The sequence below is a fragment of the Myceligenerans pegani genome, assembly GCF_014892515.1.
Classification (GTDB): domain Bacteria; phylum Actinomycetota; class Actinomycetes; order Actinomycetales; family Cellulomonadaceae; genus Myceligenerans; species Myceligenerans pegani.
This window is the reverse complement of record NZ_JADBGR010000059.1, coordinates 1-16956: the sequence shown is the minus strand read 5'-3', so window position 1 is coordinate 16956 and position 16956 is coordinate 1. Positions and strand designations below refer to the sequence as shown.

General features: G+C 73.5%; 15 protein-coding genes and 1 pseudogene. 9 read left to right on the top strand and 7 right to left on the bottom strand.

The genetic code is table 11. The features are described 5' to 3' along the window. The first annotated feature begins 180 nt into the window (after window positions 1–180). From IIE03_RS06185 to ilvC, 6 genes are all read left to right on the top strand, one after another. Window positions 181–1233: an NAD-dependent epimerase/dehydratase family protein gene (locus tag IIE03_RS06185; RefSeq protein ID WP_318842831.1), complete on the top strand. Its 1053-nt coding sequence runs from the start codon at window positions 181–183 to the stop codon at window positions 1231–1233. Between the two features lie 92 nt (window positions 1234–1325). Further along, on the top strand, window positions 1326–2552 hold the full coding sequence (locus IIE03_RS06180; protein ID WP_192861874.1) for an ATP-binding cassette domain-containing protein: 1227 nt from the start codon (window positions 1326–1328) through the stop codon (window positions 2550–2552). Next, window positions 2553–3311 carry a hypothetical protein gene (locus tag IIE03_RS06175; RefSeq protein WP_192861873.1) on the top strand — a complete coding sequence of 253 codons (759 nt, stop codon included), beginning with the start codon at window positions 2553–2555 and terminating at the stop codon, window positions 3309–3311. A 259-nt stretch (window positions 3312–3570) separates the two neighbouring features. Next, a complete protein-coding gene (locus tag IIE03_RS06170; protein ID WP_192861872.1) occupies window positions 3571–5412 on the top strand; it encodes an acetolactate synthase large subunit in 1842 nt (613 codons plus the stop codon). A 23-nt stretch (window positions 5413–5435) separates the two neighbouring features. Beyond that, on the top strand, window positions 5436–5960 hold the full coding sequence (gene ilvN, locus IIE03_RS06165; protein ID WP_192861871.1) for an acetolactate synthase small subunit: 525 nt from the start codon (window positions 5436–5438) through the stop codon (window positions 5958–5960). A gap of 93 nt (window positions 5961–6053) precedes the next feature. Beyond that, complete coding sequence (ilvC, locus tag IIE03_RS06160) at window positions 6054–7082, top strand: ketol-acid reductoisomerase (RefSeq protein ID WP_192861870.1); 1029 nt, start codon at window positions 6054–6056, stop codon at window positions 7080–7082. Window positions 7083–7121: 39 nt separating this feature from the next. Here ilvC and IIE03_RS06155 read toward each other — a convergent pair whose 3' ends face one another. Beyond that, window positions 7122–8117, bottom strand: coding sequence for a DMT family transporter (locus IIE03_RS06155; RefSeq protein WP_192861869.1), 996 nt, complete (start codon window positions 8115–8117; stop codon window positions 7122–7124). A gap of 108 nt (window positions 8118–8225) precedes the next feature. On the opposite strand from IIE03_RS06155, the gene IIE03_RS26645 reads away from it, so the two are divergent. From IIE03_RS26645 to IIE03_RS06140, 3 genes are all read left to right on the top strand, one after another. Next, window positions 8226–8999 carry an ASCH domain-containing protein gene (locus tag IIE03_RS26645; RefSeq protein ID WP_318842830.1) on the top strand — a complete coding sequence of 258 codons (774 nt, stop codon included), beginning with the start codon at window positions 8226–8228 and terminating at the stop codon, window positions 8997–8999. Window positions 9000–9061: 62 nt separating this feature from the next. Further along, the gene (locus IIE03_RS06145; RefSeq protein ID WP_192861868.1) at window positions 9062–10126 is read left to right on the top strand and encodes a 3-isopropylmalate dehydrogenase; all 1065 of its coding nucleotides are present in this window, start codon (window positions 9062–9064) and stop codon (window positions 10124–10126) included. 114 nt (window positions 10127–10240) lie between these two features. Further along, window positions 10241–11371 (top strand): branched-chain amino acid aminotransferase, encoded by a 1131-nt coding sequence (locus tag IIE03_RS06140; RefSeq protein WP_192861867.1) that lies wholly within the window; start codon window positions 10241–10243, stop codon window positions 11369–11371. Window positions 11372–11506: 135 nt separating this feature from the next. Here the strand turns inward: IIE03_RS06140 and IIE03_RS06135 are convergent, their stop codons facing one another. From IIE03_RS06135 to IIE03_RS06110, 6 genes and pseudogenes are all read right to left on the bottom strand, one after another. Further along, window positions 11507–12922, bottom strand: coding sequence for an alkaline phosphatase family protein (locus IIE03_RS06135; RefSeq protein ID WP_192861866.1), 1416 nt, complete (start codon window positions 12920–12922; stop codon window positions 11507–11509). Continuing rightward, on the bottom strand, window positions 12919–14112 hold the full coding sequence (gene eboE / locus IIE03_RS06130; RefSeq protein WP_192861865.1) for a metabolite traffic protein EboE: 1194 nt from the start codon (window positions 14110–14112) through the stop codon (window positions 12919–12921). The genes IIE03_RS06135 and eboE overlap by 4 nt, the downstream gene beginning before the upstream one ends. 10 nt (window positions 14113–14122) lie before the next feature. After that, entirely contained in the window at window positions 14123–15001 is an 879-nt protein-coding gene (locus tag IIE03_RS06125) for a TatD family hydrolase (RefSeq protein ID WP_192861864.1), read from the bottom strand. A 2-nt stretch (window positions 15002–15003) separates the two neighbouring features. Continuing rightward, complete coding sequence (locus IIE03_RS06120; RefSeq protein WP_192861863.1) at window positions 15004–15852, bottom strand: EboA domain-containing protein; 849 nt, start codon at window positions 15850–15852, stop codon at window positions 15004–15006. Next, window positions 15849–16706 carry a sugar phosphate isomerase/epimerase family protein gene (locus IIE03_RS06115; RefSeq protein ID WP_192861862.1) on the bottom strand — a complete coding sequence of 286 codons (858 nt, stop codon included), beginning with the start codon at window positions 16704–16706 and terminating at the stop codon, window positions 15849–15851. Before IIE03_RS06115 ends, IIE03_RS06120 begins: the two co-directional genes overlap by 4 nt. Next, a pseudogene (locus tag IIE03_RS06110) lies at window positions 16703–16956 on the bottom strand (SCO3242 family prenyltransferase); the annotation flags it as partial. The pseudogene IIE03_RS06110 and the gene IIE03_RS06115, both read right to left, overlap by 4 nt.

The window sequence follows — 16956 nt, the reverse complement described above, 5'->3', positions numbered from 1 at the left end:
GTCCGCTCGCAGAAGTCCGCTCGGAAGCCGGGGTCCGTACACATTCGACCGGTACGGTTCGGTCTGTCGGATCTGCGGTCGGGGCCATGCGGCCGGGTGGGCGTCGAAGAACGTACGGCCAGGGCCACACGGCCGAACACACGGCCGAACACACGGCCGAACACACGGCCAGGAACCGTCGTGGAACCGGTGGAAGGGATCTCCCGGCCGAGGACCATGCGGCCGGAGAAGGCGAGGGAATGCATGCGGGTGGCGGTGACCGGGGCGTCCGGTTTCGTCGGAGGCGCCGTCGTACGGGACCTTGCCGCGCACGGGCACGAGGTGCTCGCGTGCTCGCGGCGAGTCCCCGCGGAACTGCCCGGCGCCGCTCGCCACCTGTCCTGGGACGTGCGCGACGGCCCCCTCGACGGGCGCGCGCATCCGGGCGACGTCGATGCCGTCGTGCACTGCGCCGCGGCCGTGGGCGACGGCGGCTCCCGGGCCGCGGCCTGGGTGGTGAACGTCGAGGGCACGCGTGCCGTGCGCACGACATTCGCCAAGGCGCGGTTCGTGCACGTCTCGTCGGGGAGCGTGTACGACCCGGCGACGCCGAGTGTCCGTGTGCGCGAGGACGAGGGCCCGACGGCGGACCGGGGCCGCCGACCCTTCCGCTACCTCAACTCCTACGGCGCCACCAAGGCCGCGGCCGAGCACTGGCTCGCCCTCGACGCGGCCGAGCCCGACCACGGCCCCGTCGTCGTCCTGCGCCCGCACGCCGTGTACGGGCCGGGGGACACGACGCTGCTGCCGCGGCTCGAGGCGGCGCTGGTCGCGGGCCGCTGGCTGCCGCTGCCCGGCGGGGGAACGACACTGCACCACCTCACGCACGTCGCCACGCTCGCCGCGGCCGTCCGCGCGGCCCTCGCGGCGGACCTGTCGCCTGAGATCGCCGCAGGCACGCCGCTGGTCGCCAACGTCGCCGACGCCGAACCGGTCGTGCTGCGCGAGATCCTGGAACTGCTCATGCTCGCGCGCGGCAGGCACGTGCGCGTCGTCCCCGTGCCCGAGCGCGCGGCACGGCGGGCCGCGGTGGTCGCCGAGCGGCTCGCGAAGCTGGCCGGCACGGAGCCGAGACTGTCCCGGTACGCGCTGAGCCACCTCGCGATGGAGCGCACCTACGACCTCACGGTGCTGCGCGACCGACTCGGCGTCGACCCGCCCGCCACCTCGATCCTCGGCGCGGGATTCTGGTGACCGGCGGGCGCTCGTGATGCGCGACGACTCCGGGGACCGGTCTCGGTAGTCGGCGGCGCCAGCGCGTATCCGGAATGCCCTACCCTGTCCGGGTGAACCGGGCCGATCACCCGCAGGCAGCCGCGGCCGTCGCCGTCGAGACGCTCGGCCTGCGGAAGACCTACGCCGGCGTCCGCGGCCGGACGATCGCCGTCGACGGCCTCGACCTCCTGGTGCCCGCCCGTGGCGTGCACGCGCTGCTCGGCCCCGCCAAGGCGGGGAAGTCGACCGTGCTGCGTCTCCTCCTCGGACTGGCCCGCGCGGACGCGGGGGCCGCGCGGCTGCTGGGCGTCGCGATGCCGGACGTCGGGCGCGAGCTGGCCGGGCGCGTCGGCGCCCTCGTCGGCGATCCGGGATTCCTCGACCGGCTGACCGGACGCCGCAACCTCCTGATGCACCCCGCCGCGACGGGCCGGGAACAGGTCGATCTCGCCCTCCGGCAGACCGGGCTCGCCGACGCCGCGGCGGACGCCGTCGGTTCGTACTCGCTCGGTGACCGACGACGGCTCGCGCTCGCCGCGGCCCTCCTGTCAGGCCCGGACCTGCTGATCGTCGACGACCCGACCCGCGGCCTCGACCCCACCGGCGCCCGTGAGGTCCGCACGCTCCTGCGCAGGATCGCGGGCCGCGGCACGACGGTCCTCATGACCACCGACGAACTCGTCGAGGCCCAGCAACTCGCCGACACGGTCACCGTCCTGGCCGGCGGTCGGGTGGTCGGCGACGGACCCGCGGCCGACGTGATCGGGGACCTCGCGACCGCCGTCCGACTGCGGGTGGACGACGGCGATCGCGCCGTCGCCGAGCTGAAGGCCGCCGGGTTCCACGTACGCCGTGACGGCGACGCGGTGGTGGTCGACGGCGTCGCCGAGCCGGCCGGTGTGACCCGGGCTCTCGCCCGCAAGAAGCTGTACGTCACGGAGATGAGTACACGCCGGGAGTCCCTGGAGTCGCTCGTGCGGCGGCTCGCTCCGGAGCCCGAGCCGACGCCCGCCGCTCCGTCGCGTGCGGAACGGCGGGCCGCGCGCCAGGAGGCGAGGCGGAGGGCTGCGCGGCCTTCGTGGCGCCAGAGGCGCCGCGAGGCGTTCGAGGCCAGGGTCGCGGAGAAGCAGGCCGCCTACGCCGCCCGGGTCGCCGCCCGTGAACGTGCCGCGGCCGAGAAGGAGGCCACGCGCGACGGCCGCCGGAAGCCCGCACAGGGCGGCCCCGGCAAGCGGGACGGAACCCCGGAACCGTCGCCCGGCAGCCGCAGCAACGACGACACCGAGGAGACCGCGTAGATGCGCCTGGTGGCCAAGGAACTGCAGCGGTTCGCCGTCCGCCCGGCCGCTCGGTGGGTGGCGGCGGGCATGCTGGTGTACGTCGTCACGGTGGTCGTCCTGGCTGCGTTCACGAGCGACGGCGGCGGCCTCGCCCGCACCGTCACCGACGGCGAGCTCGCCGGATACGCCCTCGTCCCCGTCCTGTTCGCGTGCGTGGCAGGGGCCCTCCTGGCGGCGGGACCGAACGGGGGAACCCGGGCGCTCCTCACGGTCGAGCCCCGCCGCGACCGCGTGTACCGCCTGCGGGCCGTGGCCGCCGCACTCGCCGTGCTCCCCGGCGTCGCGGCCGCCTACCTGCTCCTCGCGTCCGGTCTGTGGGGCGTCGCCCTCGTCGCCGGTCCCGCGGACGATCCGGGGACGACGACGGACGCCGCCGGGCTGCTCCCCGCGCTGGCGTGGTCCGGGGCGCGAGTCCTGGTGCTCGCGGGGTGCGCGGCGGTCGCCGGGGCCGCCGTCGGCGCGGCTGTCGGGCGCTGGTGGGCGGCGGTGTCGGTGGTGCCCGTGGCGCTGCTCGGCCTCGAGGTGATCCTCGCAGGGCTGGCCGCCGAGCGGTGGTCGCCGCTGGCGCACGCCCGCGCGTGGGTCGCGGGGCCGGCGGCGAGCGACGCGGGCACATCGGTCGGGCCCTGGTGGCTGAGCGGCCTGTTCCTCCTCGGCGCCGTGGCGGTCGTGACGACGGTCGGCCTGCTCGCGTTCCGGCGCCGGGAACTCCGCTGACCTGGACCCCCAGCCGCGGGCATCTCGGATCGTGGGATCTTCGGCCCGGCAGGTGACACGGACGTCATTTCGGCGTAACGTGCGTCACGTGCAGACGATTCTTGTAGTACTTCTTCCCGAGCGCGCGGACTGACGCCACTCGCAGGCATCGTCAGCGCGCTCGCCCCTCGCCTGTCGTCCACGGACGACCGAAGGGTTTCTTGTTGTCCGAACACATCCGCAGGCACCCCGACGCAGGGTGCGACGGCAGGAGACCGACATGACCGCCACACCGACACCGGCCCAGCTCGCGGCGCGCGCCGAGGCGCGTGAGCAGGTACGCGCGGACCTTCGCGCCAAGGCTGTCACCACCGAGGAGGTGACCGGGGCGGAATCGATCGTCCGGTCCCTCGAGGAGGTCGGTGCGGACACGGTCTTCGGCATCCCGGGCGGGGCCATCCTTCCGGCCTACGACCCGCTCATGGACAGCAAGCGGCTCCGGCACATCCTCGTGCGGCACGAGCAGGGCGGCGGTCACGCCGCGTCGGGCTACGCCCACGCGACGGGCAAGGTCGGGGTGACGATGGCGACGTCGGGCCCCGGCGCGACGAACCTCGTCACGCCGCTGGCCGACGCGCACATGGACTCGATCCCGCTGGTCGCGATCACCGGACAGGTGGCCGCGGGGGCGATCGGGACCGACGCGTTCCAGGAGGCGGACATCGTGGGGATCACGATGCCCATCACCAAGCACTCCTTCCTCGTCACGGACCCGGCCGACATCCCGCGGACCGTCGCCGAGGCGTTCCACATCGCCGCGACGGGCCGGCCCGGCCCGGTGCTGGTCGACATCGCCAAGTCCGCCATGCAGGCGCGGACCACCTTCTCCTGGCCGCAGGATCTCCAGCTGCCCGGCTACCACCCGGTGACCAAGCCGCACGCCAAGCAGATCCGTGAGGCGGCGAAGCTGCTGGCCACCGCCCGGCGTCCCGTGCTGTACGTGGGCGGCGGCGTGATCCGTGCCGGCGCCTCGGAGTTGCTGCGCAAGCTCGTGGACCTGTCGGGCGCGCCCGTCGTGACGACGCTCATGGCGCGCGGGGCCGTGCCCGACTCGCACCCGCAGAACCTCGGCATGCCGGGCATGCACGGCACCGTGCCGGCCGTCGCGGCGCTGCAGAAGGCGGACCTGATCTTCGCGCTCGGCGCCCGGTTCGACGACCGCGTCACGGGCAAGCTGTCCTCGTTCGCCCCGCGCGCCGCCGTCATCCACGCGGACATCGATCCCGCGGAGATCGGCAAGAACCGTGCTGTCGACGTGCCGATCGTCGGCGATCTGCGCGAGGTGATCGGGGACCTCCTGCCGGAGCTCGCCAAGGAGCACGAGTCCGTCGGCAGGCCCGATCTCGAGGGCTGGTGGCGCCAGGTCGACGGGTGGCGCGAGACGTACCCGCTCGGCTTCACCGACACCGCCGACGGCCATCTCGCCCCGCAGCACGTCATCCAGCGGCTCGGCGAGCTGGCCGGTCCCGACGCCATCTACGCGGGCGGCGTGGGCCAGCACCAGATGTGGGCGGCGCAGTTCATCAGGTACGAGAAGCCGCGCACGTGGATCAACTCCGGCGGCCTCGGCACGATGGGCTACTCCGTGCCGGCCGCGATGGGCGCGAAGGTGGGGCAGCCCGACGCCGAGGTGTGGGCCATCGACGGCGACGGCTGCTTCCAGATGACCAACCAGGAACTGGCGACCTGCACGATCAACGACATCCCGATCAAGGTGGCGGTGATCAACAACTCGTCGCTCGGCATGGTGCGGCAGTGGCAGACGCTCTTCTACAACGAGCGCTACTCGAACACCGACCTGCACACGGGTCACGGCACGGCCCGCGTGCCCGACTTCGTCAAGCTGGCGGAGGCGTACGGCTGCGAGGGCATCCGCGTCGAGAGCCCGTCCGAGGTCGACGACGCGATCAAGCGGGCCCAGCAGATCGACGACCGGCCCGTGGTCGTGGACTTCACCGTCTCGCGCGACGCGATGGTGTGGCCCATGGTCGCCGCCGGCGTGAGCAACGACGACATCCAGTACGCGCGCGGCATCTCGCCGTCGTGGGAACGCGAAGACTGAACGAGGACGAGGAAGAGAAGAACATGAGCCGTCACACCCTTTCCGTCCTGGTGGAGAACAAGCCCGGCGTCCTGACGCGCGTCGCCGGGCTGTTCGCCCGGCGCGCGTTCAACATCCACTCCCTCGCCGTGGGACCCACGGAGCACGAGGAGATCTCCCGCATCACCGTCGTGGTGGACGTGGAGGAGCACCCCCTCGAGCAGGTGACGAAGCAGCTCAACAAGCTCGTGCACGTCATCAAGATCGTGGAGCTCGACCCGGAGTCGTCCGTCCAGCGCGAGCTGCTGCTCGTCAAGGTGCGGGCCGACGCCGCCGCGCGCTCCGGCGTGCTCGAGGTGGTCGAGCTGTTCCGGGCGCACGTCGTCGACGTGACGCCCGACGCCGTGGTGATCGAGGCGACCGGAACCGGCGCCAAGCTGAACGCCCTGCTCGCGGCGCTGGAACCGTACGGGGTCCGCGAGATCGTCAAGTCCGGGACCCTCGCCATCGGCCGGGGCCCCCGATCCATCACCGACCGCGCGCTGGAGCGCGTGGTGCGGTCCGCCTGAGACCCTGCCGCTCCGGGCGGAGCGGCGGGCTTACGCTGCGAAGAACTCACTGTAACGACGACACCGATCCCCATCGATCAAGGAGCAAGAACCGTGGCTGAGCTGTTCTACGACGACGACGCCGACCTGTCGGTCATCCAGCAGAAGAAGGTGGCGGTGATCGGCTACGGCAGTCAGGGTCACGCGCACTCGCTGAACCTGCGTGACTCCGGTGTGGACGTCACCGTGGGCCTGCGCGAGGGCTCCGCCTCCCGCGCCAAGGCCGAGGACCAGGGCCTGAAGGTGGCGAGCGTGGCCGACGCCGTGCGCGACGCCGACGTGGTCGTCATCCTGGCCCCGGACCAGGTGCAGCGCCTCGTGTACGCCGACGAGATCGCCCCCAACCTCAAGGAAGGCGCGGCCCTCGTGTTCGGCCACGGCTTCAACATCCGGTTCGGCTACATCAAGCCCGAGGCCGACCACGACGTGTTCATGGTCGCGCCGAAGGGCCCGGGGCACCTGGTGCGCCGCGAGTACGCCGACGGCCGGGGCGTCCCCGTGCTGGTCGCCGTCGAGCAGGACGCGTCCGGGAAGGCGTGGGAGACCGCGCTCTCGTACGCGAAGGCGATCGGCGGCCTGCGTGCCGCTGGTATCAAGACGACCTTCACCGAGGAGACCGAGACCGACCTGTTCGGCGAGCAGTCCGTGCTCTGCGGTGGCGCGTCGCAGCTGGTGCAGTACGGCTTCGAGACGCTGACCGAGGCCGGCTACCAGCCGGAGATCGCCTACTTCGAGGTGCTGCACGAGCTCAAGCTGATCGTCGACCTCATGGTCGAGGGCGGCCTCGCGAAGCAGCGCTGGAGCATCTCCGACACGGCCGAGTACGGCGACTACGTCTCCGGCCCGCGCGTCATCGACCCGCACGTGAAGGAGAACATGAAGGCGGTGCTCGCCGACATCCAGAACGGGAAGTTCGCCGAGCGGTTCATCGCCGACCAGGACGCCGGCGCGCCGGAGTTCAAGGAGCTCCGCGCCAAGGGCGAGCAGCACCCGATCGAGGAGACCGGCCGCGAGCTGCGCAAGATGTTCGCGTGGATCAAGCCGTCCGACACGGACTACGTGGAGGGCTCGGCGGCCCGCTGAGTCCCTCTGCGCGCGCCCCGCTCGATCCTCGGTGAAGGATCAGGCGGGGCGCGCCCCGCGCCGTTCGAAGGCCAGCGGGATCGCCACCGCCACCAGGGTGAGGGCCGCGCCCACGTAGGTGCGGACGCCGGGCGCGTCCGCACCGGGGACGACGACGTCGAGCACCAGCGCGCCCACGATCTGCCCCGCGATCATGCTCAGGCTGAGCAGCAGCACGCCCACGCGGTGCACCACCGCGGCGCCGATCGCGATGAACCCGATGCCGATCGCGCCGCCCGTGTACAACAGCGGGTTGCCGGGCAGCGCGCCGTCGGGCACGCCGTCGAACAGCATCGACACCCCGAGCGCCAGGACGAGCGCGGCCGTGCCCACGAGGAAGTTGACGAAGGTGGCGGCCAGGACGTCGTCGGCGGCGGCGCGCACCCGCCCGTTCACGGCCTGCTGCCACGCCGACCCGGCACCCGCGAGCAGGGGCAGGACCGCGAGCGCGAGCGCCGCCGGCGCGCCGACGCCGCCGGACATGGCGATCGCCACCGCCACGACCGTCAGCAGCGGTCCGACGGCGCGGGGCAGCGTCACGAAGCGCACGCCTCCAGGGCCGATGCCGAGCCGGTCGACGACGAGCGATCCGACCGACTGCCCGGTCACGAACGCCACGATGAACAGCGCGACGCCGAGCGTGCCGACGGCGAGGCCCTGCGACGCCACGAAGAACCCACCGGCGGCCCCGCCGAGGCACTGCCAGGGCCGCAGGACGGGGCGTGAGCCGGTTCCGGGCCCGTCCGCCGGCCTGCGCAGCGCCCGGGAGATCCGCCCCATGCCCGCGCGCCCGCGGCGCGAGACGAGCAGGGCGGCGCTCAGGAGTACCAGGCCGGAGCCGAACGAGATCACCGCGGCGAGGTACCCGCTGCCGACGTGATCGGCGAGCGTGCCGTTGATCCTGCTCTGCGTGGCGAGACCCGCGCCGGCGAGGACGGCCAGGACGACGGGCGCCACGAGCGAGAAGCCGGAGGGCCGGGCGGCGGAGCGGGACACGACTCCGAGGGTATGTTCCGCCGCGGGCTCGCGGCCTGCCCGAGCGGGTCGGGTGAGTCACACGTAGCGTGGGTCACAATTTCCCCCCGATACGGCAGGATGGGCGGCGTGAGCGACGAGACGCGTGAACCCGAGCAGAACGACGAGGCGGCCACGGCGCCCCCCGAGAGCGACCCCGAGGAGTTCGAGCCCGAGGAGGACTTCGACCCCGAGGAGTTCGAGCCGGAAGACGTCGACCCCGAGAACCTCCACGGGGAGGAGCTCGTCCCCGACGACGCGGACGACGTCGATCCCGAGGACATCGATCCCGACGAGGTCGAGCCCGACGACTTCGACCCGGCGACGTTCGACCCCGAGGACTTCGCGGACGCCGAGCCGGGAGACGAGGATGTCGCCGTCGCGGTCCAGTCCTTCTGGGAGGCGGTGCGGCCGTACGCCGGGATGGCCAGGACGGGCGTGGTGACGGGGGTGCTGGCGTCGGAGACGGTGCCGCCGCCGGCGTGGTCGTTCGGCGACCAGCCGGAGATCGCCGACGAGCTGCTGGACCTGGTCCTGGACGGCACCAAGACGGCGACGTCGTCGCTCGCGTGGGAGTACGAGGACGCCGGCGAGCCGGTGCCGCAGACCGGCGAGCTGTCCATCCTGCTCGACGGCGAGCGGCAGCCCCGGGCGCTGATCCGCACCACGAGCGTGGAGACGGTCCCGTTCGACGAGGTGGACGACGACGTGGCGGACGCCGAGGGCGAGGGCGACAGGACGCTGGACCACTGGCGGGCGGAGCACGAGAAGTACTTCCGCCGCAACATGCCCGCGGGACGCGAGTTCGACCCCGGGATGCCGGTCGTCGTCGAGCGGTTCGAGCTCTTGTACCCCAGGCGCTGACGGCGTCCCAGAGCATGAGACCCCTGTCTCATTTTTGCCCGGATCCGCGCTAGGCTCCGTGCATGGCGCAGAACGTGACGGACCAGCAGATCGACCTGGCCGTGGTGGCGGGTGACGGCATCGGTACCGAGGTCGTGGAGCAGGGGCTGAGAACTCTCGAGGCGGCGCTCGCGCCGAGCGGCACGAAGGTCGTGACCACGGAGTTCGATCTGGGTGCCCGCCGCTGGCACGCCACGGGCGAGACCCTCACCGACGAGGACCTGGAGCGGATCCGGCAGCACGACGCGATCCTGCTCGGTGCGATCGGCGACCCGACCGTCCCGTCCGGCGTGCTGGAGCGCGGCCTGCTGCTCAAGCTGCGCTTCACGCTCGACCACTACGTCAACCTGCGCCCGTCCAAGCTCTTCGAGGGCGTGACCAGCCCGCTGGCCGATCCGGGCGAGGTCGACTTCGTGGTGGTCCGCGAGGGCACCGAGGGCCCGTACACGGGGAACGGCGGCGCGCTGCGGGTCGGCACGCCGGCCGAGATCGCCACCGAGGTGAGCGTCAACACCGCGTTCGGCGTCGAGCGCGTGGTGCGCGACGCGTTCGCCCGCGCCGCGAAGCGTGAGCGCAAGCACCTCACGCTCGTGCACAAGCACAACGTGCTCGTGCACGCCGGCCACCTCTGGCGCCGCACCGTCGAGGCGGTGAACGCCGAGTTCCCCGAGGTCACCACGGACTACCTGCACGTGGACGCCGCCACGATCTTCCTCACGACGAACCCGAGCCGCTTCGACGTGATCGTCACGGACAACCTGTTCGGCGACATCCTGACCGACCAGGCGGCGGCCATCACGGGCGGGATCGGGCTGGCGGCGTCGGCGAACATCAACCCGGACCGCACCGCGCCGAGCATGTTCGAGCCGGTGCACGGCTCCGCCCCCGACATCGCGGGCACCGGCAAGGCCGACCCGACCGCGACGATCCTGTCGGTCGGGCTGCTGCTGGACCACCTGGGCCGCGCCGACGAGTCCGCCGCGGTGCAGGCTGCCGTAGCCGCCGACCTCGCGGACCGGGCGACGACGTCCTCCGTACGCACCACGGCGCAGATCGGCGCCGACATCGCGGCCCGGGTCGCGGGGTAGCACAACCCCACGGCCGGGCTCGCCGCCCGGCCGTAGGGAGCGTCTCCACAGGACAGGTCCCCTTTACCGGCTGGGCATGGAACACTGACTTCATCCGGTGAAAGGCTTCTGATCATGACCACTACGTCCCATCACATCCTCCCGGCCGACCTCGAAGACCTCGTGGCCCGGTACGACGTGCGGCGCACCGACGCGCCCACGCCGGAGGACGAGCGCACATCCCTGCTCGCCAAGCCCAAGTTCGGCACGGTCTTCACCGACCACATGGCCCGCGTCTCCTGGCGTGCGGCCGACGGCTGGTCCGGCCGCCGCATCGAGCCGTACGGCCCGCTGCAGCTCGACCCGGCGACGGCCGTGCTGCACTACGCCCAGGAGATCTTCGAGGGCATGAAGGCGTACAAGCACGCCGACGGCTCGATCTGGACCTTCCGGCCCGAGCAGAACGCGCGCCGGTACGCCCGCAGCGCGCACCGCCTCGCCCTGCCGGAGCTCAGCGAGGCGGACTTCCTCTCCTCGATCGCCGCGCTCGTGCGGACCGACGTCGAATGGGTCCCCGAGGGCGAGGACTCCTCCCTCTACCTGCGGCCCTTCATGTTCGCGAGCGAGTCGTTCCTCGGCGTCCGGCCGGCGGTCGAGGTGGAGCACCTCGTCATCGCGTCGCCGGTGGGCCCGTACTTCGCCGGCGGCGTGAAGCCGGTGTCGATCTACCTGTCGGAGAAGTACCACCGCGCCGGCCCGCCCGGGGGCACGGGCGACGCGAAGTTCGGCGGCAACTACGCCGCGAGCCTGCTCCCGCAGATGGAGGCCCAGCAGCGCGGGTTCGACCAGGTCTGCTTCCTCGACGGCGCCGAGAGCACCTACCTCGAGGAACTCGGCGGCATGAACGTCTTCCTCGTGATGGCCGACGGCACGCTCCACACCCCGGAGCTGGGTTCCATCCTCGAGGGCATCACCCGCAAGTCGATCATCCAGCTCGCGCGCGACCGCGGGTACGAGGTGGTCGAGCGCCGCATCCCCGCGCGGGAGCTCGTGGACGGCATCGGGTCGGGCCAGGTGCGCGAGTTCTTCGCGTGCGGCACGGCGGCGGTGGTCACGCCGATCGGGCGGCTGGCGTCGTCGGAGTTCGACGTCGAGGCCAACGGCGGAGAGCCCGGCGAACTGACGATGGCGCTGCGGGCCGAACTCACGGACATCCAGTACGGGCGCGCCGAGGACCGGCACGGCTGGATGACGCGCCTGGCCTGAATCGCCCGACAGGCCCGCGTCGCGGGCGGCCGGCACCTCGGAGATCCCCATCACCCGCGCGGTGGTGGGGATCGTCCGTGTCCGGCCCGGCGGTCGCGGCCACGGTCGGCCGCACCGGCCCGGAGCCCGCCGGCGTCACGCCCGTTGGTGCACGTCCACCCCCTGCAGCTCGAGCACGACGTCGCGCACCGCCGCCGCGGGAACCAGCCCGTCGTCGTCGGACACCTGCCGCGCGACGACCGTCGGCACCTCCGGATCCGAGCACAGCACCAGGGGTGTGTCCGCGGCCGAGTCCGGCAGGCGCCCGTGGGAGCCGCGCACCCACGTCGCGTCCAGCGGCGTCGTGCTCATCGCGTAGCGCAGGCCGAGCTTCTTGCGCACGAGGTTCAGTCCCGCGCGCGCCTTCGAGAACCGGTCCGCCGGGTCGAAGAACAGCTCGGCCGGGTCGTAGCCCGGCTTGCGGTGGATGTCCACGCCGCGGGCGAACTCCGGCGCCCGGTCGTTCCGCAGCCAGTAGTAGTACGTGAACCAGGAATCGGGCTCGGCCACCACCACGAGCTCCCCGGAGCGCTCGTGGTCCAGGCCGTACGCCGCCTGTGCCTCCCGGTCCAGCACCTCGTCCACGCCGGGCTCCGCCCGCAGCATCGCCGCCACCCGCGGCACGTCCGTCGGGTCCGCCACGTACACGTGCGCCACTTGGTGGTCGGCGACGGCGAACGCCCGAGAGGTCCACGGGTCCAGCAGCTCTCGCCCCTGCTGGGTGTACACCTCGAGCAGGCCCTCGCGCCGCAGCAGCCGGTTCAGGTGGACGGGCCGTGACACCGGCCCGATCCCGTACTCCGACACGACCACCACCGTCACGCCGTCGGCCTCCGCCTGGTCGAGGAGCGGCGTCAGCGCGACGTCGAGGTCGGCCGCCGCCCGGTCGGCCTCCGAGGCCCGGGGGCCGAACCGCTGCAGGTCGTAGTCCAGGTGGGGCACGTACGCCATGGTCAGATCGGCGGCGCGGGTGGTCAGGAGGTGCCGGGTGGCCGACACGATCCACCGCGTGGAGTCGATCGACGCCGTCGGGCCCCAGTACCGGAACAGCGGGAAGTCGCCGAACGCCTCCGTCAGTTCGTCGTGCAGGGCCGGCGGGCGGACGTACGCGTCCGGGGACTTGCGGCCGTCCGCGTGGTACACCGGCCGGGGCGTCACCGTGACCTGCGTGGTCATCCCCATCGCGTACCACCAGCACACGTTCACGGCGTGGTAGCGGGGGTCGGCCCGCCGGGCCGTCTCCCACAGCTTCTCGCCGGCGACCAGCCGGTTGTGCTGCCGCCAGAGGTACACCTCGCCCAGGTCGCGGAAGTACCAGCCGTTCCCCACGATCCCGTGGTCGCGCGGCGCCAGCCCGGTCAGTATCGTCGACTGCACGCTGCACGTCACGGCCGGCAGCACCGTGGCCAGCCGCGACGACCAGCCCGCGCGCGCCAGCCGGCCCAGCCGCGGCATGTGTGCCAGGGCGCCCTCGGTCAGCCCGACGACGTCGAGCAGCAGTACCTGTCTCATGCGACGCCCTCCCGTTCCCGCGCGTCCATCAGGTTCTCGGTCGCCCACCGCAGCTCCGCCGCGATGCCCGCCACGAGGCCGTCGTCGTCCCCGCCGAGGCCCGCGACGCCGGCGGGCAGCACCGACCACGTGTACGTCTCCACGTCCAGGTGCGCCTCGTCGCCGTGCGGCGTCGTGCGCACCGCCGCGACCGCCTCGCGCAGCACCCCCGTGGTCGAGGCCAGCGGCGGCTCCGGCCGCGCGTGCAGCGGCACGTGGAAGTGCACGCGCCACGGCCCCTCGCCCGGCAGGCCGGGGCGTCCGCGCGCGGAGCCCAGCGCCTCGTCCAGGTCGTCGGCCGCCAGCGCGGTGCCCGACGGCGTGCGCTCCCGCACCTGGTGCAGGTACCGCGGCTCGGCGAACCGTCCGACGGCGGCCCGCGACGCCTCCTGTCCCGGGGCGTCCACCTGCAGTGCGGCCGAGGCCTGCACCTTCACCACCCGCAACCCGGCGTCGGTGATCTGCCGGACGGCGCCGGCCGGGTCGGCGAAGGACACGGCCAGATGGCAGGTGTCCAGACAGACGCCGACGTGCTCCGGGTCGATCCGCCGCTCCGCCGGGAGGGTCGCGTCCGTCCGCGCGGCGAGCCAGCGGACGACGTCGTCCACGGTGTCCAGGACGCAGCCGGGCTCCGGCTCCACCGCGATCCGGACGACGCTCCCGGTCCGGTCGGCCAGGTCGCGCAGGTCGCGGGACAGGGTGGCCAGCGCCCGGGCCGACTCCTCGTCGTCGGCCGGGGTCCACGGCGCGCGCCACGCGAGCGGCAGGGTGGAGATCGACCCGGCCGCGCCGTCGGGCAGGAGCGCGGCCAGCACGCGCGCGCAGGCCTGCGTGTACTGCAGGCGGGCGCGCTCGGCCCAGGTCGGACGGTAGACGGAACGGCCCACCACCTCGCTGTGGAAACCGCCGTACGGGAACGCGTTGAGCGTCCGGACCTCGAGGCCCCGGTCCGCGAGCGCCTCACGCAGCCGGCCGACGTCGTCGGCGGAACGGTCGAGCGCGTGCGCGACGCGGGCCGGCAGCCACAGCCCGACGCCGAGCACGTCGAGGCCCGCGGCCTCCCGGACCGGTCCGGCGTACGCGCCGAGCTGGGCGACGACGCCGTCCAGGTCCTCGGCGGGATGGACGTTGGTGCAGTAGGAGAGATGCATGCCCGCCTCCCTATGCCCGGACGCCGCGCAGGACCGACGAGCCCTCGAACTCGACGCCGGGCGCCGGTGGTTCGCCCGCGACGAACCCGGGGACAGGGTCCAGCACCAGGTTTCCGGACTGGCCGTAGAACTCCGCCGGGTTGCGCCAGAGCACCTGGTCGACGTCGTCGTCCGAGAACCCGGCGGCGAGCATCTCCCGGCCGGTCCGGGCCGTCTTGAGCGGGTCGGAGCGGCCCCAGTCCGCCGCGGAGTTCACGATCATCCGGGTGGTGCCGTACTCGCGCAGCAGTGCCACGGTGCGGCGTTCGTCCATCTTCGTGTCGGGGTAGACGGAGAAACCGGCCCACATGCCGGCGTCGTGCACGAGGGCGACGGTGGTCTCGTTGAGGTGGTCGACGAGCACCCGCTCGGGCGGGAGCCCGGACTCGCGGACGACGTCGAGCGTGCGGCGCGTGCCCGCGAGCTTGTCCCGGTGGGGAGTGTGCACGAGGACGGGCAGGTCGGCGTCGCGGGCCAGCTCGAGCTGGGCGGCGAACGCCTCGTCCTCGGCGGGTGTCATGGAGTCGAAGCCGACCTCGCCGACGGCGACCACGCCGTCCTTCAGCAGGTAGCGCGGGATCTCGGTGAGGACCTCGCGGCAGCGGGGGTCGTTCGCCTCCTTGGGGTTGAGCGCGATCGCGGCGTGGTGCCGGATGCCGAACTGGGCGGCGCGGAATCTCTCCCAGCCGACGAGGGAGTCGAAGTAGTCGGTGAACGAGGCGGCCGACGTGCGGGGCTGGCCCAGCCAGAAGGCCGGCTCGACGACGGCGCGGACCCCCGCGGCGTACATCGCCTCGTAGTCGTCGGTGGTGCGGCTGGTCATGTGGATGTGCGGGTCCAGGATGCGCATGCTCACTCCTTCGTGATTCTCAGCAGCCGGGTGAGGTCGGGCGGGATGTCCCGTCCCGCGGCCCGGCGTTCCGCGGCCAGGTCGCGGGCCATGCGGGCGAGTTCGGCGTCGGCGCGTTCGTCCAGGTGCGCGACGGCGTCCAGCGGTACGCCCAGGAACACGAGCTTCAGCACGGCGTGGCGCCAGGTGTGTGCGTCGAGGTGCCGGGCGCCGAACGGGCCGACGGCCGCGGCGACGAGGCTGGTGTCGTTCGCGCGGAGGGCGTCCTCGGCGAGGGGGATTCCGGCGGTGGCCAGCGGTTCCGGAAGAGACGACGCAGGGGTGGCCGACGTGCCGGGGACGTCCGGTTCGAGCGGGGTGCGCGGGGACCTTGAGGGCGCGGTGCGTTCGCGTGGCACGGCATGTCCGGTGAGAGCGGTCGGCGCTGATCCGCGGACGACGAGTGCGTCGAGGGCGCGGAGGACGCCGCGGCGTTCGGCGGTGTCGCCCTGGTGGTAGAGCGTGGTGAGCCGGGTGGCGAGCTCCGTAGCGGCGATCTCGGGCGAGTGGGTGCCGGGGCGGGGGACGTCATGGTGGGGCGTCCTCGTGTCGACGGTCGCGAGCGCGACGACGAGTGCGGCGCGGGCGGCGTCGTCGACGGTGCCGTGAACGACGCCGGCCGGGTCGGTGGCGGGGTGGAGCGGCCCGCGCCCGGCGCGGCGTCCGGCGAGTGCGAAGGCGCGGGGGAGAGCGGACGGGTCGGCGGCGACGGCGGCGCGGGCGGTGTCGAACCATCCTGGGTTGCGGAGGAGCGGGCGGAGGGCGGCAGGGTCCAGGGCGAGATCGCCCGCGCTCCGAGGGACGCCGGTCATGCGGTGACCTCCTTCCAGGCCCTGGTCAGGGCCTCGATGGACGCGGCGACGAGGTCGGGTGCGGCGTGGGAGTGGCGGGGCAGCTCGACGGCGGCCACGCCGCGGTAGCCGATGTCGGCCAGGGTGGCGAGGGTGGCCGCCAGGTCGAGGTCGCCCTCACCGAACGGGCGGTGCTCGTGGTGGGTGCGGGGCATGTCGTCGAGCTGCACGTTCCGCAGGACCGGCGCGGCGGCGCGCAGGGCGCCGTCGACGCCGCCGGGCTCCACGACGAGGCAGTGCCCGACGTCGACCGTCAGGCCGAGCACGGGCGGGTCACCCAGGTCGCGGAGCACCCGCAGCCCGTCGTCCACCGTCTCGACGAGCATCCCGGGCTCGGGTTCGAGCGCCAGCGACACGTCCCGCGCGGCCGCGTGCTCGACCAGCGCCGGCAGGCGGCCGAGCAGTCGGGCGCGGCCCTCGGCGTGCCGGTCGTCCGCGGGCAGGACGCCGGAGAAGAACGACACGCACTGCGCGCCGAGCTCGGCGGCCACGTCGATGGCGCGGGTCAGGTAGCGCATCCGGCGGTCGGCGTCCCGGTCGACCAGGGTGGGCCGGTGCTTGTGCACCGGGTCGAGCAGGTAGCGCGTGCCGGTCTCGACGACGACGGCGGCGCCGGCTCCGTGCCGCATCGACGCCAGCCGCGCGCCGACCGCGGCCACGGCGCCGGGCGGCGCCGACAGCGGGTCCAGGTGCGGGAACCCCAGCGTGAGCGCGACGGCGTCGTACCCGGCGTCGTCGAGCAGGCCGAGGGCGGCGGGCAGCGGGTGGTCGGCCAGCCCGTTGGTGCCGTAGCCGAGCAGGAACGGCGGCCTCATGTGATGCTCACCTGCCGGCGGCCGCGGGCCCGGGCGCGGGCGCGGAGTGCCTGGCCGGCGGCGGCCACGCCGCCCAGGATCAGAGCGGTCACCGGACTGCCGGACCGGGCGGCCCAGGTCGCCTGGAGGGGAATCATCGCGTGCAGGCCCGAGCGGGTGGCGGCGCGGGCGGCGCTCGCGGACGGTTCGGCGGCGGCGCGGAGCTGGCCGGGCAGGCAGGTGGCGGCGTAGGCGAGGGCGGCGGCCGCGG